Source organism: Dorea sp. OM07-5 (assembly GCF_003481355.1).
In the GTDB taxonomy this organism is placed as follows: Bacteria; Bacillota; Clostridia; order Lachnospirales; family Lachnospiraceae; genus Dorea_D; species Dorea_D hominis.
In genome coordinates this window covers 55,628-79,026 of record NZ_QUKZ01000014.1, presented here as the reverse complement: position 1 = coordinate 79,026, position 23,399 = coordinate 55,628, and the positions used below count along the sequence as shown (strand labels likewise).

The following is a 23,399-nucleotide window of genomic DNA, read 5'->3' as shown; positions in this document are numbered from 1 at the left end:
GTTATTCTACGCAAAATATCCTCAACACTATCGAAATCATCTTTTTTTGTATATGAAAGTGAATATCCCGTCAAATTATAGCAATGAAATTTCTTTCCGACTTTTCTTATCATCGCAAAATGTCCACCGCCAGTTCTATAGTATGCCTCCAATATTCCAGGTTTGGTTGAAGTTATTTTCTTTTCAAAATCATTTTGATCTCCGTAACCTTTGCTTTTAAATCCATGTTGTTTTATAGAACTTGCAACAGTACTCCACTTAATTCCATCTCTTCCGGATGATTTCATGTTAAAATCATAAAGCATTACTTTATTATAATTCATACCAATGCATATAACTATTGTCTCTGACCGCAATGTATTTATCATCTATAAACTGCATTTCATAATATGGCGTTTTCATTTGCAATTTGATCTTTTTTAAGTAAAGGTTCTCTTCCCAAGAATAGACATATAACATATCTTTTTTTATATATGCAATTTTTTTCTTATCTTTTGAAGTCGCAATCAAGTCTACATCTTTAGCTATTTTTTTATCTTCTGCTATATTTAAAATATAACCATTATAAAAAAATCCTACTAAACAGCATATTTCATCATTGGAATTAACCATAACCTCACATATACTTTCATATTTTCCTTGTATGTTTATGTTTTGCATAATTTTCTTTTTCTGCTTTATCCATAAAATTTCATCTATATATGCTTCTTTATTTTTATAAGTAGATATTTTTCTATATAGTATCAAATAATCATCCATTTTATCACTGTAAATAATATTCTTTAAAAATGTTTTTTCAGCTCTCCATACTGTCTTTTCTCTATAAGTATTTATATCTATCATTGTAATAATGGATATATCTTTCATATCAGAATATAATTCTGTAATCACAATATTTTTCTTTTTTATATACAATAATTCTCCGCTTCTTTCAAATCCCTTTTCTTCTTTCCATTGTATTCGTTTTTTCTTTTCAAGTGTAGGAATTTCCATTATGTCAATAAATGTCGAACATCCTCCTTGTGCAAATAATGTATCTTCCACAATCATAATTTGGGAATAGTAATTATTTGATGTTCTTTTTTTGTATACTAATTCAAACGTTTTACTGTAAATACAAATAGCATTTTCATATAATTCTATAAAATAAATATTTTTATAATTAACAATTTGCCACGACTTATCTCTATGTACACAATTCATAAGCTACCTCTTTTTTTACATTTTATAAATTGTAGAGGCAAAAAGTACTATGATATTTACCTAGCGTATTTTCTGCCCCTACTGCTATCTAATTTTCAAAAGTTATCTAGCTGATTTGTTCTTTACACCATTTTTACTAACTGATTTGCTTTAAGTAAAATTCTTTTAACTCTGGAAAGTCTATATAATATATTTGGTTTTGTTACAGTATCTTTTCCAACATAGTCCCTTACATAAATATAATATATATTTGTATGCAATCTTCTATGCAATCTATAATCCAAATAAACAGTATTTGCTTTTGAATGAATACTAATTCCTAAGTCTTCCATACGTTTTTTTAATTTATGATGTATTTTAGCTCCTTGTGCCACTATGTGATGTTTTTCATCTTTTCCTCTTTTTGTAGCAACTCTAGCCTTAGCAACTGTTTTAGCAATTTTTTTCACAAACTCTCTAGTTTTTACCGCTACACATGCTACCGCTAACAGCGCTGATATTATCTTCCCCGTTACCTTTGCTACAATTTTAGGTTTATTATGAGCATACATCGCAATTAAAATTCCAACACATACTGCTGCTACCGGCCATAATCCCGCTGCGCTCACCGTTGCAAAAATTGCTTTCATTCCTGCTGCTATAGATATTGTCATATGTCCACTCGGATCTACGTAATTAATCGGATCATTTGCACAATACGCATACAGATGTAAGGTGTCTGGATCATTTACTTCTCCCCGGTAGGTATCTTCTGTCAGGAATCTTCCATTCTCCGGATCGTAGTATCTTGCATTCAGGTAATAGAGTCCGGTGCTTTCATCATAAATGCCGCCTGTGTAGCAGATCTCATTCTTTAATGCACTGTTTCCGTGGATACTGGTCTCTCCGAAGTCATCATACTCGTAGGAAAGTTCGCCTTTTGTATCTTTGTTCAGGATGCTGGAGGTGCTGCCTTGGATATCTTTCGTATACAGGAAGTCCTGGTAATCGGATGCTGTTCCGTCTGTTCCGGTTACTTTCTGTTCTGCATAGATCACATTGTCTTCTAATCCGGACAGGTTCTGGATCAACTTCTCTCCGGTATCTGCTCCGGTTGTATAGGATACCATGCCGTCTTCGTAGAAGTAGTTTGTGACTTCTCCGGCTTCCTTCTTCTGGATGCGCTGTCCCTCTCCATTGTACAGGTTTTCCTGTGTCAGGCTGACGGTCTCATTGCCGGATGTACCGCTCTTCTTCGTTACAGTTACCGTACTTAAGCGATTTTCCACATCATAGGTGTTCTCCACGCTGTCTCCCGTCTCTTTATCGGTCTCTTTGATCTGGTTTCCGTTGACATCGTACTCATAAGAAATGTCATTCTTTACGGTATCGCCTTTGGTTGTCTTTGCCTTTAGGAGCTGGTTCAGACCATTGTAGGTATACGCCGTCTCTTCTTCACCTTTGACTTTCTTTGTGCGGTTTCCTGCGGAATTGTAGCTGTAAGTCGTGGTGGTCTTCTCCTCATTCTTCTTATGGTCGGTCACGACACTCTTCGTCAACCGTCCCAGTGCATTGTACGTGTATTCCGTTGTCTGATCCGTATAATCTTTTTCCTCTTTTGCGGTACTGTTCTTCTCGGTCTTCTTCACGATGTTGCTGTTCTTATCATAAGAATAAGTATAAGCTTCCAGAACGGTTGTCCCACTCTTATAGGTCATAGAAGATACACGGTCCAATGCATCGTACTCATAAAACCTTGCCACATAGCTTTCGTTCTTATCCCGGTAGTCTGTGAAATCAACGATCGTAAACAGTTTTCCGCGTTCGTTGTAACGGTATTTCCGGATCAGTTTTTCCCCGTCACTGCCTTTGATCTTTGCTTTGATGGCGATCAGATACTGGTTCTTGTCATACGCATAGTGCAGGCTTTCCACTCTTCCGTCTTCTGCCAGCGCATAGGTGACTTCCGTGATCTTGTCTTCCGTATCATAGCTGTAAGAGATCTTGTGCTTTGCAATCTGGGCATCACTTGGCTCTGCTTCCTGTGAGACTTCTGCTGTCCATGCAGTTCTTCCAAATCCATCATAACCGGTATATGTATAGCGGTATGCTTTCCTCTCACTGCCGGACTTCTTCGCATCGGTCATCTTTGTAAGACGATACTGGTCATCATACTGATAGTTTGTCTGTAATGTCTGGATTCCGTCTGCCTGATAATATTTCGATACCGTCTTCAGATTTCTTGCATCGTAAGTATCTTCCCGGTAGTCTCCATTTTCATAGGTAACCTTTGTCTGGTTTCCACGGCTGTCATAGCTGTAAGCAGTTGCAATGCTTTCATCTTCCTTTTCGCCCTGATCCTGATTACTCTTTATAAGACCTGCCGCATCCGTGACTTCGATACTCTTTCTGCCGCCTGCATCGGTAATGGTCGTCTTGTTCTTCTGGTTCTCCGTGTCTGCTTCATAGGACGCTTTTGTTACAACAGCGCCATCTTTGCCTGCATTCTGTGTCACTTCTGTCACACGGTCAGAATCATCATAGGAATACGCGGTTGCAGTTCCCATGGCATCGGTTTCTTTTGCAACATTTCCTTTTGTGTCATAAGACTGTTTGGTAACCAGACTGTCCTCACTGACCTGATAAGTTTCCCCGGATACGCCCGGATTCACGATGGTTGCAAAGTTTCTGCCCTCTTCATCATAGAGTGCCAGTGTCACTTTTCCTTCTGCTGCGTCCGCACCGGTTCCGTTCTCGTATGCAACAACCTGATTGCCGGAAGCATCATATGTGTAATCCGTATACAGACCATTCGCTTTCTCTCTGACAACATTGCCGGAAGCATCGGTATACGTCTCGGATGCTGTTGTTCCACTTGGATAGCTTTCCTTCTGGATCGATGCATTCTTAACCGTTCTGGTTCCTCTGCCATCCTGTACGGTAACATCCCCATAAGAATAAGCTGTAGTGTAAGTAAGGGATGTTCCCTTCGTAACCGTCCTCTTCACCACATGGTTCAGGGAATCGTATACATAATCCGTCTTTACTCCGTCGGTTCCTGTCTCGGAAACAACCGTTCCATTGGCATCATAAGAGGATGTCGTCGTCTGGCTCTTTCCATTCAGAGTGCTGACAGATTTGATCTGTCTTCCCAGTTCATCATAGGTATATTCCGTCACTTCTCCAGTATCCGGATCGGTCTTCTTTGTCACGCGTCCCATGACGTCGTAAGTATTCTTTTCCTGGCTTTCTACGTCTCCACTGGTGGTTGCAGATTCCGTTGCGTTACCGGAAAGGTCGTACTTGGATGTCGTTTTGGAGGTCTCAATCCCGGCTACTGTTGTTGTGGATTCTAAGACATTTCCATCTCCATCGTAAGTATTCTCTGTTATACTCTTATTGGAAGGATCGCCACTTTCCTCTTCTTTCTTCAGATTTCCGGTCTTACTATAGGTATAGTTTTCCTTGCTGATGACGGTTTCCCCTTTGGTCGCAACTTCTGTCTTCGGCTGGTCTTCTGTCCACTCACTGGTCGTGTCATAGGTGTACTCTGTTTTCGTTCCGTCTTCTTCCATCTCACTGATGATATTTTCCTGCTCATCATAGCTGGTCTCGGTAACAGACTCTTTCGTCTTCCACTCAACTTTTCCATCATTCAGCTCTTCATATCCGGTCTGCTTCGTTGTCTTTGTCACAAGATAGGGATTCTTTGCATAGCCATAAGTATACGTTGTTACGCTTCCATCGGCTTCGGTCTCTTTTGTGACTTTTCCGCTCTTTGTGTCATACTCCCGGTTGTTCATGCGGACTTCTGTCCCGTCAGAAGCTTTCTTTGTTATGGTTGTCTTTCCACCTGCATATCCCCAGTTTTCTTTCTCTCCGTTCGGGTAAGTCACTGCGGATACTTTTTCACCATTATAAGTGATCGTATATTTTTGTGCCTTGCCATCCGTTACACTGTTCAGGTGACCGCTGTCATAGCCATACGCATAAGAAACCAGTGCTTTGCCATCCTTACTGCAATGGCTCATTTCCGTTAATCTTCCATTACTGTAAGTATAACAGAGTTTTGTTCCGTCTGGAAGTGTGATCTCTTCCAGAAGTCCAGAATCTTTCTGGTAACTCAGTTCCATTGTCTTTAACGCATCCGAAGATACCCGTTTCAGTCTTCCATCTGCAGAATACTCATAGAGAAGAAACGTACCGTCCGGATCAAGCGCCGCTACCAGTTGTCCTTCTTTATTGAAACGGTAGAGGACGCCCTTCTTGTCTTTGATCGTATAGGCATGTTTGCGGTTCTTTACGATATTTTCCTCTGCGATTGTTTCTTTATAAGAGTAACTCATCTCCCCGATCTGGGTACTCTTTACGCTGGCTACGGTATCACCGGAAGGTGTTTTTATGCTTCCATCATTCAGTGTCAGATCTTTCGTTTCTTTACAAACATAAGTGTCCCCACTCTTCTTAAAATGATAGATGCTTCCGTCACTGTCCAGATAGTACATCGTGCCATCTTCACCTTTGATCAGTTCTTTATGCAGGGTATCGCTCCATCCGGTTCCTAACATTCCAGTAAGAAGCGACTGGCTGTTATAAGTTCTCGCCATCTCAAATGTCAACTGACTTGCCGGAAGTGTTGCATCTTCCTGACTGTAAGTAAGATTTCCGCTCTGGTCTTCCACGGTTCCGTTTCCGGTCGGTGTCTGGAAACTCTGGTATCCCAGATAGTCCTGGCTTCCGGTATGTTTCTCAAACTCTTCCGGTGCGGTTCCGGTTCCGCTTAAGACAGTATCAATCAGTTCCTGCTCTTCGATCTCACCGGAGGAATCTGCACGGACAGCTTCTACTTTATAATACCATTTCTCATCCTTTGCACTTTCCAGATCGATCCAGTAACCTTTGAACACTTTCTTACAGACCATGTTTTCTTCACTCGGTGTGAAGTCTTTCTCTGTTCCTCTGTAGACCCGGTAATACACCGTGTCATTTAACACTTTATCGGTCTCCCAGGAGATCAGGTTCTTGCCATAATCTTTCCGCAGTGTGAGGGTTCCTTCTTTTGGAAGATAACCGTCAAATCCGACCGTATTATCTTTGTAATAATAATCCAACACTTCTTCTTTGACATTTCCTGCTTTGTCCACTGCACGGACAGCGATCTTATGCTGTCCATTTCCGGTGATCGTGCCTGCCGGAAGTTCCACACTTCCACTGGTTCCGGTTCCCAGCTTCTTCCATGCGCCATCGTCGATCTTGTATTCCATCTGTTTGAGGTTCGCATCGGATACACCCGACCACCGGATTGTCGGGTTCTGCACATCGGTCGGTTCTTCTTTTGTTGTTGCTGGTGTCAGTACCGGTTTTGCCATTGTCGGCGCCGTTCCATCGATCACAAATCTTGCGCCTGCTCCAGGTCATGCAAGGTTTCCTTTGTCCACACCACGGATACCGATCTTATAGCTGCCCTCTTTCCATCCGGTACTCGCTGCAATCGTTGCGGAGCCGCTTCCGCTAGTTCCCAGTTTTGTACTGGAAGAATACGGAACTAATTCTCCGATATCTTCTAAGGTTGTCGGGTTTAATTTCACAATCTTGTACTGGACATAGGATAATCCTTTGGACGTGATCCCTGCCCAGTTTGCCTTGATCGCTGTTCCCGGTTTTACATAAGACGGTGTTACGGATACGGAAGTTGCCTTGGTCGGTTTATCATAATAAGTAACGACCATTTTCGGGCGGAGACTGGTCGTGCTGTTTCTGGAACCTACAAACTCCGCATACTTTCCGGTCTCATCCGCACCTTTTAACATCACACCGTAATTGACAATGGAATCATTAGCAAGCCCTCTGGCAAAAGAAGTCAGATCTAACGTTCTGGCAGTCTTTGCTTTTCCGGTTGTCTTCACAGTACTGTATAAAGTATTGTATCCCGGACGGTTGTTCCAGGTCACCTTGGAACGCTCCCACGCTTCCTTTACCCGGTATGCCTGTACCGTCTGCCCTTTCGTACTGTTTGCTGTCTCATACATCGTCAGGATGGCACTGTCTACATAGTTGCCTTTGATCTTGGACTTCATATCTTTGAAAGCAAGATAAGTCCGGTAGATTCCTTTGGATGCCTTTCCTGCATTCATCACCGTTACACCGCTGGTGTAAAAGTTGTAATCTTTATAAGTAGAGCCACTTAAGATATATACGTCCCCAAGATCCGTGTTGCCTGTCCACTTGATCGTCGGATCGATCACGACCGGATACTGACGGTCTTTGTCTTTCAGATAAGACCAGTCTGCGGTCACTGTTACACGGTAGGTGTCTTCCCCTGCTTCCTCTACTTTGGTCGTCAGTTCTTCGCTGTATGCCTTCCCACTGGCATCGTTCATGTTCGGAACACCGACCGAACCAACAATCTCGTCGCTTTCTTTATCGTAGAGAGTCAGCCCTTCATCCACCGGATTTTTTCTAAGCTTCAAGCCTTTTAACTTCAAAGTATAAGAAAACGTATTTTCTTTCGGACACTCTGCAAGCCGGATCTCTTCCTTGATCCCGGACTCCCCGGAAGTGTACGCATAAGTGACCGGATCTGAAGTATCATAAGCTGCTGTCAGTGGGACTTCTTCTGTCTCTTCATATCCGTTCGTGAAGTCCTCCTTCTCTACTTCAACAGCCTTACTTTTCATGTCCGGACTGAGCGCAACACTGTAACCGTCCTTTTCCATCAAAAGTGGCGTCGTATCCGACAGCTTCTCCGGAAAGTACTGTTTGGCATCCCCTTCTTCGTTCTCGTATGCATAACCTTTCAGACTTTCCTTGTTCTCACTCTTCGCACTGTCCACTTTTACCAGTGACGGGTCATAATCAATGAGCTTCCCCGACTCATCTTTATATCGCACCGGTTCCTGATAGAATACGGATACTTTCTTACCATTCCCGATCTGAAATGTGGTGGAAGTCTCGGTATTCTCTTTCTTCACAGCGTCCTCTTCCGTCACACCTTTTAGCTCTTTTGGACGCTCCACGCTGTCATCTGCATCGAAAGCCGCTTCGGTCTTCGCCGGATTCTCCGCTGTCTGTGCCGGTTCAGCCGCCAGTGATTCTAAGGATACGGAGGTGACAGACAGTGCCGCTATTAATGTCGTTGCTGTAATTCGTTTCCAATTTGAATAATATTTTTCTTTTCGCTTTTTGCTTTTTTTCATAAGCTTTTTACCTCTTTATCTTTTTGCAGAACTACTGTTTTTAGTAACTGTTTCATTTCCAACTTTGAAAGTTGTCCTTACACGATATGTTCCAGTTGCAATTGTGTAGTTTTTACTCAAGCTATATGTTTTACCAGTTGTTGAACCAGTCCATTCTTTTAATGTCTTCCATTCCCCAGATAAATACTTTTGTAATTTCATTGTAACTTTAATAGATTGTGAACTTTTACTGTTTACACTGCTTTTACATGTAGCTTCTTTTCCCGATATCGATAAATTACAATCGCATTTCGATACATTTACATACGCAAGCTCTATATCCTCCTCTCCATTCACTTGCGTTTCTGCTGCATAGGACACTGGCGTAGCCACCACCAATCCCATGCTCAAAATTAATCCTCCGAGTAACATTTTCATTCTTTGGTACATAAAAAAGTACCTCCTTTCTGCTTTTACTACTGCTTTTACTATAAGTAACAATCGAAAGAGGTACTTCGTGACACTTTTTATTTAATTTTTTTATTTTTTTCTAAAATACTTATGAGATTATCAATATTTTCATGTCCAGAAAGATAATATACATATCCATCGTTAACATATATCAAATGATTCCAGCCTCCCGTATCCTCAATCCAATATCCATACTTATTTTTTACATCTATTTTTTCCATTCTTTTTCCATTTGATGAAATAGATGGAGTAAAAAATTGTATTGCTGTCTGTTCATAGAAAAGTGAATAATCCTCTTCATTTACATAATCAGCCGAATACATTAAAAATGTTTCATCCGTCTCCTCATTCTCCAGCACATACCCTTCCGGCACATACTCCAGCTTCTGTGGCTTAAATTCTTTGATTTCTTCTTCCTGCCCCTTGATCTCGCTTTGCACTTTCTCGAAGCTGATGTCTGTATGATCCGAAAAACATTTTTCAATCAACTGGTAGATGCCCTCACGAATCGGCTCTATTGCAAATACTGTCATACTCATACTGATCATTAGAAGTATAACTATCAGTAAAAATTTTGGATGCAGCCGTGTCACACGGTATGAAGTAAATTGCTTTTTTCCAGCATCTGCTTCCTGTCTCGGATATGTATATACCCTATATCTGTCCACAAGTTCTTCTGCCTTTTTTCTCTTCATCTTCCTGTATAAACGCCGCATGCGTATCTGATGACGGATCGAGAAATGATGCTTCGCATCTTTTGTAAATTCTTCGTAATAAGTGCCTTCCCGCTCGCATGCCTGCTTTACTGCTTCTCGTAACAGTTCGTCACTGATTCTGTTCATTTCCATCTGTGATTTCCCTTTCGCGCAATTGTTTTTCCAGTTTTTGTCTGGAACGGGCAGCGATCTGGCGCACATTTTCTTCGGACAACTCCACGATCTTTGCAATCTCCACAAACGTCATATCCATATAATAGTGTAAATAAAGAATCTGACGCTTCGGATAAGGCAGTTCCAGAATCAGCTCCTGCAATATGGTCGTTACATCTTTATAAAGATATGCGTCTTCCGGACTTTCCTGCTGTTCACATGGATAATTCCTGTAGTCCTGCTCCCGGGCTTCCCGTTCAGAACGTTTTCCTTTTCTTTGATAGATGTTAAATGCTCTGCTCTTAACTATAGTAACAATGTAACTCCATGTTTCGTGACAGTTTATTTTCTTAATTTTTTCTAAATTATCTATGATAGCAATAACACTGTCGTGTACTGCGTCTTCTGCGTCGTGTCTGTTGTGCAGGATCTGATATGCAACTTTGTACATCTTGTCCTTGTACAGAGCATATAATTGTTCAAATTTTTCTTTGTCTTCCTGCGTATCAAGCAGATTTAAGTATACTTGTAGCATGCGCTTCTCTTCCCCCTCTTGATCATACCGCTTGCATGCAATGTCGCTATCTTACAATTTCAATTCTTTTTCTTATATCTTCTTCTAACTTCAACTTACCAATCTCTTGCCCTTTTGAAAGGTATGTACATTTATTATAACATTTCTCTTTATAGCTTTTTGAAAAAATTGCAAGAACTTTATTTGTTGGGTTAGACAATCGTTTTACATCTTCATTGTATAATGTTACTGGATAATCCACACGATTTCCATTACGAAAACCAACACTTAATATCGCTTTTGTATCACCAACAAAATAATCTGCCCGAATATATACCCCACTATTAATAAATTCTCCAACTAGACAATGATGAGACATAAGCTTAGAAAGACATGGTAATACCATTAATTTCTGTTGCACCTTCCCTTTATTATCAATTTCAAAATCTCTTTCTGCTAATTTAGACTCCAAACATGCCGCATAAAATTGTTGTGCAGATAACTTAGTCTTTACTCCTGTTAAATGTAAAAAGTTCATATCACGAAAACCGATTTCTACTGTTTTAGTAAGTGATTTTTTCTGATAAACAATCAAAAAGTGCTTATTATTCAATTTTTCTTCATATTCTTTTGCTGCATGTACAATAATTTTTATTGCTGATTTTTTATCATATTTTTTCATTTGTATTCCCCACTATACAAAAAAGGTTGCCCTCTCGGACAACCTTTTCTAATTCTGATATTGCTGATTTTACTGTTGTCTGCCAACATTCCGCCCCACTATGTGCGGTTTAACTGTAGAGTTTTTCTGTTGCTCTCCAACCTGCCAGCCAACGAACTGGCTAAAATGTCAGATTTTTAAGGTGTCAGCTCACCCAGACAGACGCATCTGTCTTTACAATATTATTATACGAATCAATAATTTTAATGTCAAGTATATGACTAATTTTAAACTTTTTTCTCTTACACGATTCCCTGAGCGGTCATAGCGTCTACAACCTTCTCGAATCCTGCGATGTTAGCGCCTGCTACATAGTTACCTTCCATTCCGTAACGTTTTGCAGCTTCGTCCATGTTATGGCAGATATTTACCATGATGTCTTTTAATTTGGCATCTACTTCTTCGAATGTCCAGCTTAATCTCTCGCTGTTCTGTGACATCTCCAGTGCAGATGTTGCAACTCCACCGGCGTTGGCAGCTTTACCAGGTGCGAAGATCACTCCGTTCTCCTGCAGATACTGTGTTGCTTCGTATGTAGTAGGCATGTTCGCACCTTCGCATACAGCTACGCATCCGTTAGCTACTAACTGTTTTGCATCTTCCAGATGTAATTCGTTCTGTGTTGCGCAAGGAAGAGCCAGGTCAACTTTTACTGACCATACGCCGCGTCCTTCATGATATTCTGAGTTCGGACGATATTTCTTATACTCTGTCAGTCTTGCACGGTTTACTTCTTTGATCTCTTTTAATGCAGCTACATCGATTCCTTCCGGATCGTATACCCATCCTGTAGAATCGCTGACTGTTACAACTTTTGCTCCAAGCTGCTGTGCTTTCTCTGTTGCGTAGATTGCTACGTTACCGGATCCGGATACTGCTGCTGTCATTCCCTTTAAGTCTTTTCCGTTAATCTTCAGAAGTTCTTCTGTTAAATAAAGAAGACCATATCCTGTAGCTTCTGTTCTTGCTAAAGATCCGCCATAGCTTAATCCCTTACCTGTAAGAACGCCTTCATACAGTCCGCGGATTCTCTTGTACTGTCCGAACATGTAACCGATCTCTCTTGCTCCTGTTCCGATATCTCCGGCAGGAACATCTGTGTCTGCTCCAATATATTTGCAAAGTTCTGTCATAAAGCTCTGGCAGAATGCCATAACTTCTCTGTCTGATTTGCCCTTCGGATCGAAATCAGAACCACCTTTACCTCCGCCGATCGGGAGTCCTGTCAGGGAGTTCTTGAAGATCTGCTCAAATCCGAGGAACTTGATGATTCCAAGATTTACAGATGGGTGAAGACGTAAGCCTCCTTTGTATGGTCCGATCGCACTGTTGAACTGTACACGGTATCCTGTATTCACCTGTACCTGTCCTTTGTCGTCTACCCACGGTACGCGGAACTTAAACTGTCTCTCTGGTTCTACAAGTCTCTCCAGTAAGGCGTCTTTTCTGAACTTCTCTTCATTCGCCTCAACTACCACTCTCAATGATTCTAATACTTCTTTTACTGCCTGGTGGAATTCTGGTTCAGCAGGGTTCTTAGCTACTACTCTTTCCAGTACTTCATCAACATATGACATAACCTTGTTACCTCCTAAATCTTTCTGTCTCAAAAAAACATCCTTTTAAAAAGAAAACGGATGGACAAATCCACCCGTTTTTCTCTGACGTCTTTGTCCTTTATCATTGTAAAGGAAAAGAGTGCATATGGCAAGTATTTTTTTTACAAATTTTGCTATTTTTTGCAACATTTATTTGTACTACTTGCAAAAATATTGATTTTATTTCATTTTAGTTGATTCTTTTTCGCTTTTAGTGAAACAGATTGCACTCTAAGTTTCACTTTTATTTAAAGTATGCAACACCGGATTCGAAGATCTTCAGATCCTGTTCTCCGTAAATATTCATAGCTACACTTCTGTCACGTCTCTCGGAATGTGCCATCTTACCGAATACACGTCCGTCCGGACTTGTGATACCTTCGATCGCGCAGTAAGAACCGTTGACATTCCATTCTTCATTCATCGTAACATTTCCTTCCGGATCACAGTACTGTGTTGCTACCTGTCCGTTTGCAAAGAGTTTCTTAAGCCACTCTTCATTTGCTACGAATCGTCCCTCTCCGTGGGATGCCGGGTTCGTGTATACACCGCCAAGCTCTGCCTGTGCAAGCCATGGGGATTTGTTGGATACAACTTTTGTATACACCATCTTGGAGATATGACGTCCGATCGTATTGTAAGTCAGTGTCGGTGCATCTGTATTCTGTCCGGTAACTGCTCCGTTCGGAACCAGTCCCAGTTTGACAAGTGCCTGGAATCCGTTGCACACACCGAGTACCAGTCCGTCTCTTTCATTTAACAGCTTCTCTACTGCTTCTTTCATCTTCGCATTCTGGAAAGCAGTTGCGAAGAATTTAGCGGAACCGTCCGGCTCATCTCCTGCACTGAATCCACCCGGGAACATGATGATCTGGGACTGTGCGATTGCTTTTTCAAATACATCTACAGAATCTACGATGTCGGCTGCATTCTGGTTGCGGAAGACTTTGACGATCGTCTTCGCTCCTGCACGCTCAAATGCTTTCGCGCTGTCGAACTCGCAGTTTGTTCCAGGGAATACCGGGATAAATACAGTCGGCTGTGCAATCTTGTGTGTGCAGATGTGGATATCGGATGCTTTGTATACATCACTCTTCACTGCTTCTTCCTGTCCTTCTGCTCCGGAGTTGGTTGGGAATACTTTCTCCAGTGGTTCTTTCCATGCTGCTTCTGCATCTGCTTCTGTCAGTTTTACCTCTTTGTATGCGAATACGGCATCTGCATTTACTTCACCGATCACCGTGTACGGGATTGTCAGTGCGTCTACTTTATCTGCCGGTACTTCTGCGATAATATCACCAAATGCCGGTGCAAACAGGTCTTTTGCATCTACGCTGTCGCAGATGGTAACACCCATACGGTTACCGAATGCCATCTTGCTGACTGCGGATACGATTCCGTGTCTGTCTAATGCGTAAGCAGATACGATCTTGCCGCTTCTGATGTCGTCTGTGAATTTACCGTAAGCATCCATTACTTTTGCATATTCCGGTACGTCGTATTCATCTGTCGGAATCTGCATCCATACGAGTTTATTTCCTGCTGCTTTTAATTCCGGTGTGATGATGTCTTTTTCTGTTGCCACATCTACTGCGAAGGAAACCAGTGTCGGCGGTACATCGATATCTTCAAATGTTCCGGACATACTATCTTTTCCTCCGATAGATGGAAGTCCGAATCCGAGCTGTGCATTGTAAGCACCGAGCAGTGCTGCGAACGGTTGACTCCATCTGGTCGGATCTTCTGTCATTCTGCGGAAATACTCCTGGAATGTGAAACGGATCTTGCTATAATCTCCACCTGCTGCCACGATCTTCGCAACAGACTCTGTCACTGCGTAAATAGCTCCGTGATATGGACTCCATGTAGACAGATATGGATCAAATCCGTAACTCATCATTGTAACGGTATCGCAGTCTCCTGTCAGTACCGGAAGTTTTGCAACCATTGCCTGTGTCTCTGTCAGCTGGTATTTTCCACCGTGCGGCATGAATACGGAAGCTGCTCCGATAGAACCGTCGAACATCTCTACAAGACCTTTCTGCGAGCATACGTTCAGGTCTTTTAATGTCTCTAACCATTTTGCTTTGACATCTTTTACTTCTTCTCTTGTAAGAATCGTATCTTTGCGGCTTGGGATCTCTACAGTAACCGTTGTCTCCTGATGCGCTCCGTTTGTATCAAGGAAGGCACGGGATAAGTTGACGATCTCTTTTCCTCTCCAGGAAAGTACCAGTCTCGGCTCTTCTGTTACTACAGCTACCTTTGTTGCCTCTAAGTTTTCTTCTGCTGCATAGTTCATAAATGTATCGACATCTTTTGGATCTACGACAACAGCCATACGCTCCTGGGACTCGGAAATAGCGATCTCTGTTCCGTCAAGTCCGGCATATTTCTTCGGCACTTTGTCCAAATCGATCTGCAGTCCGTCTGCAAGTTCTCCGATGGCAACGGATACACCACCTGCACCGAAGTCGTTACATTTCTTGATTAATTTACTTACTTCTTCTCTGCGGAACATACGCTGGATCTTACGCTCTGTCGGTGCGTTACCTTTCTGTACTTCTGCACCGCATGTCTCGATGGACTCTTCGGTATGTACTTTGGAAGATCCGGTTGCTCCACCGCATCCGTCACGTCCGGTACGTCCGCCGAGGAGAATGATGATATCTCCCGGATCAGATGTTTCACGGATAACGGCACGTCTCGGTGCTGCTCCGAGAACGGCTCCGATCTCCATACGTTTTGCAACGTAGTTCGGATGATAGATCTCTTTGACTGCTCCGGTTGCAAGTCCGATCTGGTTTCCGTAAGAGCTGTATCCATGTGCTGCTTCACGAACCAGTTTCTTCTGCGGCAGCTTTCCTTTCATCGTATCTTTGACAGATACGGTCGGATCTGCTGCTCCGGTTACACGCATTGCCTGATATACATAAGTACGTCCTGACAGTGGATCACGGATAGCTCCTCCAAGGCAGGTCGCAGCTCCACCGAATGGCTCGATCTCTGTCGGGTGGTTGTGTGTCTCGTTTTTAAAGTTTACGAGCCACTCTTCTTCTACACCGTCCACTTTGATCGGTACTACGATACTGCATGCGTTGATCTCGTCAGATTCTTCCTGATCTTCAAGCTTGCCTTCTTTTTTCAGTTTACGCATTGCCATCAGCGCAAGATCCATCAGGCATACGAATTTATCTTCTCTGCCTTTGAAAATCTCACTGTGGTCTGCAAGATACTGTCTGTATGTCTCTTCCAGTGGTGCCTTATAGTCTCCGTCCTCGAACTTCACATCTGTAAGCTCGGTAGAGAATGTTGTATGACGGCAGTGATCGGACCAATAGGTGTCCAGAACACGGATCTCTGTCATGGATGGATCTCTGTCCTCTTCCTTTTTGAAATAATTCTGAATATGCTGGAAATCCTTGAATGTCATGGCAAGTCCAAGGGACGCATATAATTCTTTCAGTTCGGCTGCTGCCATATCTTTGAATCCGTCAAAGATCTTCACATCTGCCGGCTCTTCGAATTTTGTAACGAGTGTCTCCGGGATCTGCTCCTGTGCTTCTCTGGAATCTACCGGGTTGATGCAGTGTGCTTTTACTGCCTCGAACTCTTCCTCAGAGATCACGCCCTCTGCTCCAACGATCACGTAAGTTGTCGCTGTCTTGATCACCGGCTGCTCATCCTCTTTGATAAACTGGATACACTGTACTGCAGAGTCTGCTCTCTGGTCGAACTGTCCCGGCAGGAACTCTACGGAAAATACTTTTGCATTCTCTGTCTCCGGGAATGCATTATGATATAAGATATCTACCGGTGGTTCGGAAAAGATACCGTTGCATGCTTTTTCAAATGTATCATCGGAAATATTCTCCACGTCATAACGAATCAGAATCCGGACTTCTTTGATATCACGGATTCCAAGATAATTCTTGATCTCATGCTTAAGATCCTTTGCCTGTACTGCAAATTCAGGCTTTTTCTCCACGTAAACTCGTCTTACACTACTCATACAATTTCCTCCATTTGTACTCTTTTACTAGTCATTAGTTACATTGTAACACATTTTATTTTATTAATAAAATTAATATACATAAATATTTTTATTAGTATATCTTATTAATCTATCTTATAATCTATGTAATATGTGTGGCTATATCTTATTTTACAACTTATCTATTCTTAGCCATATACGAACTTTTCCGGTTGCACATACAGTTCCATATAAATAGCATAGCCCACAATATGATCACAGCCACGCCAAATGTAAGCAGGATCCGAAATGCCATGTCCGAGAAGAACCCTTCCGGCAGCATCCGGATCATATAATCCGTCCCCGCATCAAACAGCCACAGTTTATTTGTAAAAATCAATTCGTGAAATAAGGTAAATGTCGCCGAGAAATCTCTGACACATGCGGCGGCGATTACTGCTACGATTGCCGCAAAGATTCCAAGTGCTGTCGTATATCCTCGAAAAAGGATTGTACGCAACCGCCACTGTTTTGCCTGTACCCCTGCTGTCTGCCGATCTTTTATTTTCAGATATTTCTTACATACATATAATACTGCAAGCAAAAACGCTGCTACTGCTGTGGCAAATCTCCGTACGATTCTTCCTTTATGAAAGAGTACCTGTACATCTGCCATATGTTCCCGGTCCTGTCTGTTGAAGAAATCCTGCATTTTACCCTCCACCGGAACTTCCACAGAGAGTTTTTCTTCCTTTCCATCCAGATATGCCATCATATGTTCCGTAACTTCCATCAGATCAGATATTTTCATATCCAGTGCTTTCGCGACCGTATATTTCTCATATTCTTTTTGATAAAAATGATACTCCGAATCACCGTATATGGCAATTTGAATACTTGTCACCAGTATGATGATAAGCAGAGCAAACATAGACATTGCCGCTAATACAGTATATATCATATTTCGTTTCATATTTCTTGTTTTCTCCGTTTATTTTTTCGATTCTTCCTGCCTGATACCTGATTCTTCTAATAATCTGTATTTTCACACTCTATTCTTATTTTAGCATATCCATTCTTGTAATTCACTTGTTTTTCACTTATAATAATTCCAATATTTATAAGGAGGTCTTATAAAATCTATGAATAACAAAACAGATATTAATTTTGAGTTGTACAAAGTTTTTTATTATGTAGCGACTACCTTAAGCTTCTCCGAAGCTGCCGGTAAGCTTTTTATCTCCCAGTCTGCAGTCAGTCAGTCCATCAAGACACTGGAAAAGAAACTGAATCAGACGCTGTTTATTCGCAGTACAAAAAAAGTCCGTCTCACTCCGGAAGGGGAGATCCTCCTGCGCCACATTGAGCCTGCCGTACAGTTGATCGTGCGCGGAGAATCGCAATTATTGGAAGCCTCCTCCGGAATCGGTCAGCTCCGCATCGGCGCAAGCGATACGATCTGCCGGTATTTCCTCGTTCCTTATCTGGAACAGTTTCACAAGGCTTTTCCTGGGACGCACATCAAAGTTACCAATGCTACTTCCATCCGCTGTGTAGAACTTCTGCGGAGCGGGCAGGTCGATCTGATTGTAGTGAATTTTCCGAACAGTCATCTGGACTCTATGTTCACGTCCACAACCATACATGACTTTCAGGATGTATTTATTGCAGATGAAACTTTCAAGGAACTGCGCGGCCGGAAAATGTCCTATCAGGAACTGCTGAAGTATCCAATCCTCATGCTGGATAAGAACAGCACGACCAGCGAATATCTGCATGCATTGTTCCAGCAGCATCAACTGGATCTTGTTCCGGAAGTGGAATTAAGCAGCAACGACCTGCTCATCGACCTTGCCCGCATCGGTCTTGGGATTGCATTTATCCCGGATTACTGCCTGACCAAAATGCCGGAAGATCTCTTTCTTCTGGAAATGAAAGAGGAACTTCCAAAAAGAAAACTGGCACTGGCTTATAACAGCCATGTACCAGTCTCCAAAGCCGCCGTAGAATTTATGCATCTGCTTCAGCCTGTATAAATGTTCTTATTTCGACTTCTTTTCCTTTCAGGGAACCCTGCGTCATCTCCGGTTTTCCGCCGCCTCTTCCCTGGAAGGAAGCATTAAGGTTCTTACTCATCGGACGGACATCCGTCTCCCTGCTTCCGATGACGTAACGATAACCGTCTGCATCATTTCCCGCAAATACCGCAACAATCTTCGCTCCTCTTTCCAGAAGCTGATTCATCAGCTCCCGCGGTCCATTACCTGAAAGATCGGCGTCAAATACTGTCACAATCGGTACGTCCACCGGAATCTCTTTTGCACGGTAAGCAAGAAGTTTTCCTGACAGATCTGCCACTTTGCTTTTTAATGCTGTCTGCTCTTCCTTCATATGGTGGACTGCATCTGCAATCTCCAGTTCCTTCGCACAGAGCAGTGCGGAGATCTCTTTTCCATTTGCATCTTTTGCTTCGTAATCTTTCAGCGCACGCACGCCACATAACATTGTGATACGTTCGCCGCCTTTATAATTTACCATATTTACCAGCTTGAGCATCCCGATCTCGCCAGTCTTCTTTACGTGCGGAGCACAGCAGGCACATACATCATACCCCGGAACCGTTACGATCCTTACCTGTCCTTCAATCTCGATCTTGCTCCGATAATCCATATTTGCCAGCTCTTCTTTGGACGGATAGGTCACTACAATGTCTATGTTCTTCCAGACTGCCTGGTTCGCTGCCAGCTCAATCTCTCTTAATTGTTCTTTTGTCAGTGTTCCGTCAAAATCCATCGTGCAGTAATCACTCCCAAGATGAAATCCGACATTGTTATAACCGAATCTTTCATGCACCAGCCCGGATACGATATGTTCTCCGGTATGCTGCTGCATCTTCTCAAAACGTTCTTCCCAGTTGATCTTACCGGTTACAGTTTTCCCGGTTTCCAGTGCCTTCTCTGTCGTATGATAGATGATGCCTTCCTTCTCATGTACATCCAGCACACGTACATCATCCAGCATTCCGGTGTCTGCATACTGACCGCCGCCTTCCGGGAAGAAGGCGGTGCGATCTAATACAACCTTATACTGTTCTTTATATGGTTCGCAGGAGATGACTTTTGCTGTAAACTCCTTCAGATGACTGTCTTCGTAAAATAATTTCTCTGTCTCCATATTTTTCCTCACTTGTGTATTCAAGAATGCCCTCGGCATTCTTGCTGCGAGATACACGTCATGCAACGCATGACATATTCTTCTGTGCATCTCTGCAATCCTGCCGGAGGCTATATCAGATAATTACATTCTCTCCGGTGCTTCAAATCCTAATACGTCAATGCATGCTTCCAGTACTTCTTTTGTAAGGATCAGCAGTGCGATGTAGCTTTCTTTCTTCTTTGCGTCTTCTTCTGCGAGGATCTTCGTTCCGTGATAGAAACGGTTAAATGCATTGGAAAGATCGTAAATATATGCACAAATCTTGTGCGGTGCCAGTTCTTCAAATGCATTCTCCAGCACTTCGTTGTATTTTGCGACTTCCAACATCAGTGCTTTCTCACTGTCTGATGTTGCCGGAAGAAGTGTAATATCTTCTACATTACCGCCCTGCTCTTTGTACTTGTTCAGGATAGACTTGATTCGCACGATCGTGTACAGAATGTACGGTCCTGTATTTCCTTCAAAGGAAGTGAAACGGTCTACATCGAATACATAGTCTTTGGCTGCCTGGTTGGACAGGTCTCCGTATTTGATCGCGGAAAGTCCGACAATCTTCGCTGTCTCTTTTGCTTCTTCTTCTGACACTGTACGATTATCTGTAATTTTCTTATACATCTCTTCATCGATCTCTGCGATCAGATTCTCCAGACGCATAACGCCACCTTCTCTTGTCTTAAACGGTTTACCGTCTTTGCCATTCATCGTTCCAAAACCTAAGAATGACAGTTTTGTCTCTTCCGGTACGATCCCTGTCTTCTTGGCAGCGCGGAATACCTGTACAAAGTGCAGTTCCTGACGTTTATCTACTACATAAACAACCTGATCCGGATGGTAATCCTGTGTTCTCTGTACTAATGTTGCAAGATCCGTTGTTCCATATAAAGAAGCGCCGTCTGATTTCTGGATCATACATGGTGGAATCTCTTTTGTATCGGACTCTTCCTGTACATCAATAACAAGTGCTCCGTCATCAATGTGGGCATATCCTTCTTTTTTCAGGCGCTCGATCATATCCGGGATGTATGCCTGTGCATCAGACTCGCCCTTCCAGAGATCAAATTCTACATTCAGATTCGCATAATTTTTCTTAAGGTCAGCTACAGAAATATGCATGATATGATTCCAGATTGCTGTATATCCGCGATGACCATTCTGTAATAAATATGTTGCATGCAATGCTTCTTCACGGTATGCATCATCTTCTTTGGCTTTACCGCTTGCAGTCGGATAAATCTCTTCCAGTTCTCCGATGGTAAATGGTGCTTCTTCCGGATACTCTCCTTTAAATGCATCATCAAAATATGGCAGATCCGGCTGTCTCTTGCGAAGCTCTGTGATAATCAGTCCCATCTGGTATCCCCAGTCGCCAAGATGAATATCTCCTAATACTTTATGTCCTGCTTTTCTTGCGATACGCTTCACACTCTCGCCGATAACTGCAGAACGAAGATGTCCGACATGTAACGGTTTCGCTACGTTCGGTCCGCCGTAATCGATTACGATCGTCTTTGGTTCCTTTGCCTGTTCCAGTCCAAGATTCTCATCTTTTTTCATATCATTTAAGTATGCAGCAACTGCATCTTCATTTAACTTAATATTGATAAATCCTGGTTTTACAACCTCGATCTCTCCAATATATGTTTTATCTGTTAAATTTGCAAGAACATCCTCTGCGATCATAAACGGTGCTTTTTTATATTTCTTCGCTCCAGCCATTGCTCCGTTACACTGATATTCACAGAGATCCGGACGGTTGGAAAGCGTTACTTTTGCCAGCGCACGATCATATCCTGCCTTGTCAAAGGCTGCGGCAATTTCCTGTTCCACAAGATTAATAATTTTATCCATGTTTTTCCTCCTACTCATTCTTCCTTGCCATTTCAGAAGTCTTCCTATTTTAATATATCTACGTCCAGACAGACTTCTGAACATAATATGTATTCTAACACAAGACAATCCCCTCAACAACCTCAATCCTCTCTCTTCTTGTAAAAAAATACAATTTGTGTTACGATATCAAGAATTTAATGCCAGGGTCAAAAAGCCTGAAATCACGATGTGCTTGCGCAGGAGTAGTTTTATGGCTTAATGGTCCTCAAATATAAATAAAAACAAAAGGAGTATGATTATGTTACTAGGTTCACATGTCGGCATGTCCGGCAAGGCAATGCTCTTAGGTTCTGCGAAAGAAGCAGTCTCCTACGGAGCGAATACATTTATGTTCTATACAGGTGCACCACAGAATACCCGCCGCAAAGATATTTCCGAATTAAATATTGATGCTGCATGGGAATATATGCATGCACAGGGCATTGAACAGATCGTTGTTCATGCACCATATATTATTAATCTTGGCAATTCCGTAAAGCCGGAAACTTTTGAACTGGCTGTCAATTTTCTACGGACAGAGATCGAACGGACGAGGGCCTGCAAAAGCCATGTGCTGATCCTGCATCCGGGCGCTCATGTCGGTGCCGGTACAGATGTCGGTATTTCACAGATTATCAAAGGATTAAATGAAGTACTTACACCTGACATGGATCTTCAGATCGCACTGGAAACAATGGCTGGAAAAGGATCTGAAATCGGCAGAAATTTTGAAGAGCTCGCACGTATTATCGATGGGGTTACTTACAATGAAAAATTAAGTGTATGTTTTGATACCTGTCACACGCACGACAGCGGTTATGATATCGCACATGATTTTGACGGTGTAATACAGAAATTTGACCATATTATCGGGAAAGAACGTATTGCCGTTTTTCATATTAACGACAGCAAAAATGTCTGCGGTGCTGCCAAAGACCGCCATGCTAATATCGGCTTCGGCGAGATTGGTTTTGATGCATTATCCTATATCGTGCATCATCCGGATTTTGCCGATGTTCCAAAGATACTGGAGACGCCTTATATCCCTTCACAGGTCAAGGAGAAGAAATCTTACGCACCGTACAAATATGAGATTGAGATGTTGAAAGAAAATCATTTCAACCCGGATGTACAGGAACAGATTCTGCGCGATGCGGAAAAATAACTGAAACGGGAGAACTGCCACTATGGAAACTACTATGAACGAAAACCTCAAAGAAACTGACGTCAAAATTGAAACCGCTTCCGAAGATGATGCAAAAGAACTTCTCGATATTTATGCACCATACATTCTGGAAACCGCAATTACTTTTGAATATACGATTCCTTCTGTAGACGAATTTCGTGAACGCATCCGAAATACGCTGACAAAATATCCGTATATCAAAGCTGTTCATAACGGCAGTATCGTAGGTTATGCATACGCTTCTGCTTTCCATCCGCGAGCTGCCTATGGCTGGGCAATTGAGACTTCTATCTATGTGAAGAAAGATGCCAGAAAGATGGGACTGGGCAAGAAATTATATGCCGTTCTGGAAAGCATTCTGAAAAAGCAGGGCTTTCTGAATCTGAATGCATGCATTGCCTGCCCGAAGATTGATGACGAATACTTAACCCGCAACAGCATCAATTTCCATGAACATCTAGGTTACCGTTTTGTCGGTGAATTTGAAAAATGCGGTTATAAATTTGGCCGCTGGTACAACATGGTCTGGATGGAGAAGCACATAGGCGAACACCTCACCGAACAGCCACCGGTTATTCCATTCCCGGAACTTAAAAATTTACCGGTACTTAAAGAATTATCGTAA

At 42.3% G+C, this 23,399-nt stretch carries 16 protein-coding genes; 3 read left to right on the top strand and 13 right to left on the bottom strand.

The window, feature by feature from the left end; translation table 11 throughout:
- From DXC04_RS12370 to DXC04_RS12320, 11 genes are all read right to left on the bottom strand, one after another.
- Nucleotides 1-323: hypothetical protein (locus DXC04_RS12370; protein WP_147366242.1), on the bottom strand; the 323-nt coding region annotated here is incomplete at its 3' end.
- The gene (locus tag DXC04_RS12365; protein ID WP_118661150.1) at nt 313-1,203 is read right to left on the bottom strand and encodes a hypothetical protein; all 891 of its coding nucleotides are present in this window, start codon (nt 1,201-1,203) and stop codon (nt 313-315) included. The genes DXC04_RS12370 and DXC04_RS12365, both read right to left, overlap by 11 nt.
- Nucleotides 1,204-1,325: 122 nt before the next feature.
- A complete protein-coding gene (locus DXC04_RS12360) occupies nt 1,326-6,575 on the bottom strand; it encodes an RHS repeat-associated core domain-containing protein (RefSeq protein ID WP_118661149.1) in 5,250 nt (1,749 codons plus the stop codon).
- 21 nt (nt 6,576-6,596) lie between these two features.
- A complete protein-coding gene (locus DXC04_RS12355; RefSeq protein ID WP_118661148.1) occupies nt 6,597-8,378 on the bottom strand; it encodes a DNRLRE domain-containing protein in 1,782 nt (593 codons plus the stop codon).
- A gap of 15 nt (nt 8,379-8,393) precedes the next feature.
- The gene (locus DXC04_RS12350; RefSeq protein ID WP_118661147.1) at nt 8,394-8,807 is read right to left on the bottom strand and encodes a hypothetical protein; all 414 of its coding nucleotides are present in this window, start codon (nt 8,805-8,807) and stop codon (nt 8,394-8,396) included.
- A 77-nt stretch (nt 8,808-8,884) separates the two neighbouring features.
- Nucleotides 8,885-9,676, bottom strand: a complete 792-nt coding sequence (locus DXC04_RS12345) for a DUF4367 domain-containing protein (RefSeq protein ID WP_158580503.1) — start codon at nt 9,674-9,676, stop codon at nt 8,885-8,887.
- Nucleotides 9,654-10,232: an RNA polymerase sigma factor gene (locus DXC04_RS12340; RefSeq protein ID WP_118288473.1), complete on the bottom strand. Its 579-nt coding sequence runs from the start codon at nt 10,230-10,232 to the stop codon at nt 9,654-9,656. The genes DXC04_RS12345 and DXC04_RS12340 overlap by 23 nt, the downstream gene beginning before the upstream one ends.
- A 46-nt stretch (nt 10,233-10,278) precedes the next feature.
- A complete protein-coding gene (locus tag DXC04_RS15585) occupies nt 10,279-10,893 on the bottom strand; it encodes a PBECR4 domain-containing protein (RefSeq protein WP_021861365.1) in 615 nt (204 codons plus the stop codon).
- Between the two features lie 281 nt (nt 10,894-11,174).
- Nucleotides 11,175-12,509: an NADP-specific glutamate dehydrogenase gene (gdhA, locus tag DXC04_RS12330; RefSeq protein ID WP_021861366.1), complete on the bottom strand. Its 1,335-nt coding sequence runs from the start codon at nt 12,507-12,509 to the stop codon at nt 11,175-11,177.
- Between the two features lie 265 nt (nt 12,510-12,774).
- The gene (locus DXC04_RS12325; protein ID WP_118661145.1) at nt 12,775-16,542 is read right to left on the bottom strand and encodes a phosphoribosylformylglycinamidine synthase; all 3,768 of its coding nucleotides are present in this window, start codon (nt 16,540-16,542) and stop codon (nt 12,775-12,777) included.
- Between the two features lie 160 nt (nt 16,543-16,702).
- Nucleotides 16,703-17,476 (bottom strand): TIGR01906 family membrane protein, encoded by a 774-nt coding sequence (locus tag DXC04_RS12320; RefSeq protein ID WP_021861368.1) that lies wholly within the window; start codon nt 17,474-17,476, stop codon nt 16,703-16,705.
- A gap of 169 nt (nt 17,477-17,645) precedes the next feature.
- Between DXC04_RS12320 and DXC04_RS12315 the strand changes: the two genes are divergently transcribed.
- Nucleotides 17,646-18,539 carry a LysR family transcriptional regulator gene (locus tag DXC04_RS12315; RefSeq protein ID WP_021861369.1) on the top strand — a complete coding sequence of 298 codons (894 nt, stop codon included), beginning with the start codon at nt 17,646-17,648 and terminating at the stop codon, nt 18,537-18,539.
- Here the strand turns inward: DXC04_RS12315 and DXC04_RS12310 are convergent.
- Complete coding sequence (locus DXC04_RS12310) at nt 18,514-19,677, bottom strand: alanyl-tRNA editing protein (RefSeq protein WP_021861370.1); 1,164 nt, start codon at nt 19,675-19,677, stop codon at nt 18,514-18,516. The genes DXC04_RS12315 and DXC04_RS12310 overlap by 26 nt on opposite strands.
- Before the next feature lie 123 nt (nt 19,678-19,800).
- A complete protein-coding gene (argS, locus tag DXC04_RS12305) occupies nt 19,801-21,567 on the bottom strand; it encodes an arginine--tRNA ligase (RefSeq protein ID WP_118288468.1) in 1,767 nt (588 codons plus the stop codon).
- A 280-nt stretch (nt 21,568-21,847) separates the two neighbouring features.
- Between argS and DXC04_RS12300 the strand changes: the two genes are divergently transcribed.
- Together DXC04_RS12300 and DXC04_RS12295 are read left to right on the top strand one after the other, a co-directional pair.
- The gene (locus DXC04_RS12300; RefSeq protein ID WP_117537353.1) at nt 21,848-22,753 is read left to right on the top strand and encodes a deoxyribonuclease IV; all 906 of its coding nucleotides are present in this window, start codon (nt 21,848-21,850) and stop codon (nt 22,751-22,753) included.
- A 22-nt stretch (nt 22,754-22,775) separates the two neighbouring features.
- Nucleotides 22,776-23,399, top strand: a complete 624-nt coding sequence (locus DXC04_RS12295) for a GNAT family N-acetyltransferase (protein ID WP_243059898.1) — start codon at nt 22,776-22,778, stop codon at nt 23,397-23,399.

Excerpts from the sequence above, each read along its gene's own strand:
- DXC04_RS12340 (WP_118288473.1), bottom strand. The coding sequence starts at position 10,232 with ATGCTACAAGTATACTTAAATCTGCTTGATACGCAGGAAGACAAAGAA.
- DXC04_RS12300 (WP_117537353.1), top strand. The coding sequence starts at position 21,848 with ATGTTACTAGGTTCACATGTCGGCATGTCCGGCAAGGCAATGCTCTTA.
- DXC04_RS12325 (WP_118661145.1), bottom strand. The coding sequence starts at position 16,542 with ATGAGTAGTGTAAGACGAGTTTACGTGGAGAAAAAGCCTGAATTTGCA.
- DXC04_RS12295 (WP_243059898.1), top strand. The coding sequence starts at position 22,776 with ATGGAAACTACTATGAACGAAAACCTCAAAGAAACTGACGTCAAAATT.
- DXC04_RS12365 (WP_118661150.1), bottom strand. The coding sequence starts at position 1,203 with ATGAATTGTGTACATAGAGATAAGTCGTGGCAAATTGTTAATTATAAA.
- DXC04_RS12320 (WP_021861368.1), bottom strand. The coding sequence starts at position 17,476 with ATGAAACGAAATATGATATATACTGTATTAGCGGCAATGTCTATGTTT.
- DXC04_RS12310 (WP_021861370.1), bottom strand. The coding sequence starts at position 19,677 with ATGGAGACAGAGAAATTATTTTACGAAGACAGTCATCTGAAGGAGTTT.
- DXC04_RS12345 (WP_158580503.1), bottom strand. The coding sequence starts at position 9,676 with ATGGAAATGAACAGAATCAGTGACGAACTGTTACGAGAAGCAGTAAAG.
- argS (WP_118288468.1), bottom strand. The coding sequence starts at position 21,567 with ATGGATAAAATTATTAATCTTGTGGAACAGGAAATTGCCGCAGCCTTT.
- DXC04_RS12315 (WP_021861369.1), top strand. The coding sequence starts at position 17,646 with ATGAATAACAAAACAGATATTAATTTTGAGTTGTACAAAGTTTTTTAT.
- DXC04_RS12350 (WP_118661147.1), bottom strand. The coding sequence starts at position 8,807 with ATGTACCAAAGAATGAAAATGTTACTCGGAGGATTAATTTTGAGCATG.
- DXC04_RS12355 (WP_118661148.1), bottom strand. The coding sequence starts at position 8,378 with ATGAAAAAAAGCAAAAAGCGAAAAGAAAAATATTATTCAAATTGGAAA.
- DXC04_RS15585 (WP_021861365.1), bottom strand. The coding sequence starts at position 10,893 with ATGAAAAAATATGATAAAAAATCAGCAATAAAAATTATTGTACATGCA.
- gdhA (WP_021861366.1), bottom strand. The coding sequence starts at position 12,509 with ATGTCATATGTTGATGAAGTACTGGAAAGAGTAGTAGCTAAGAACCCT.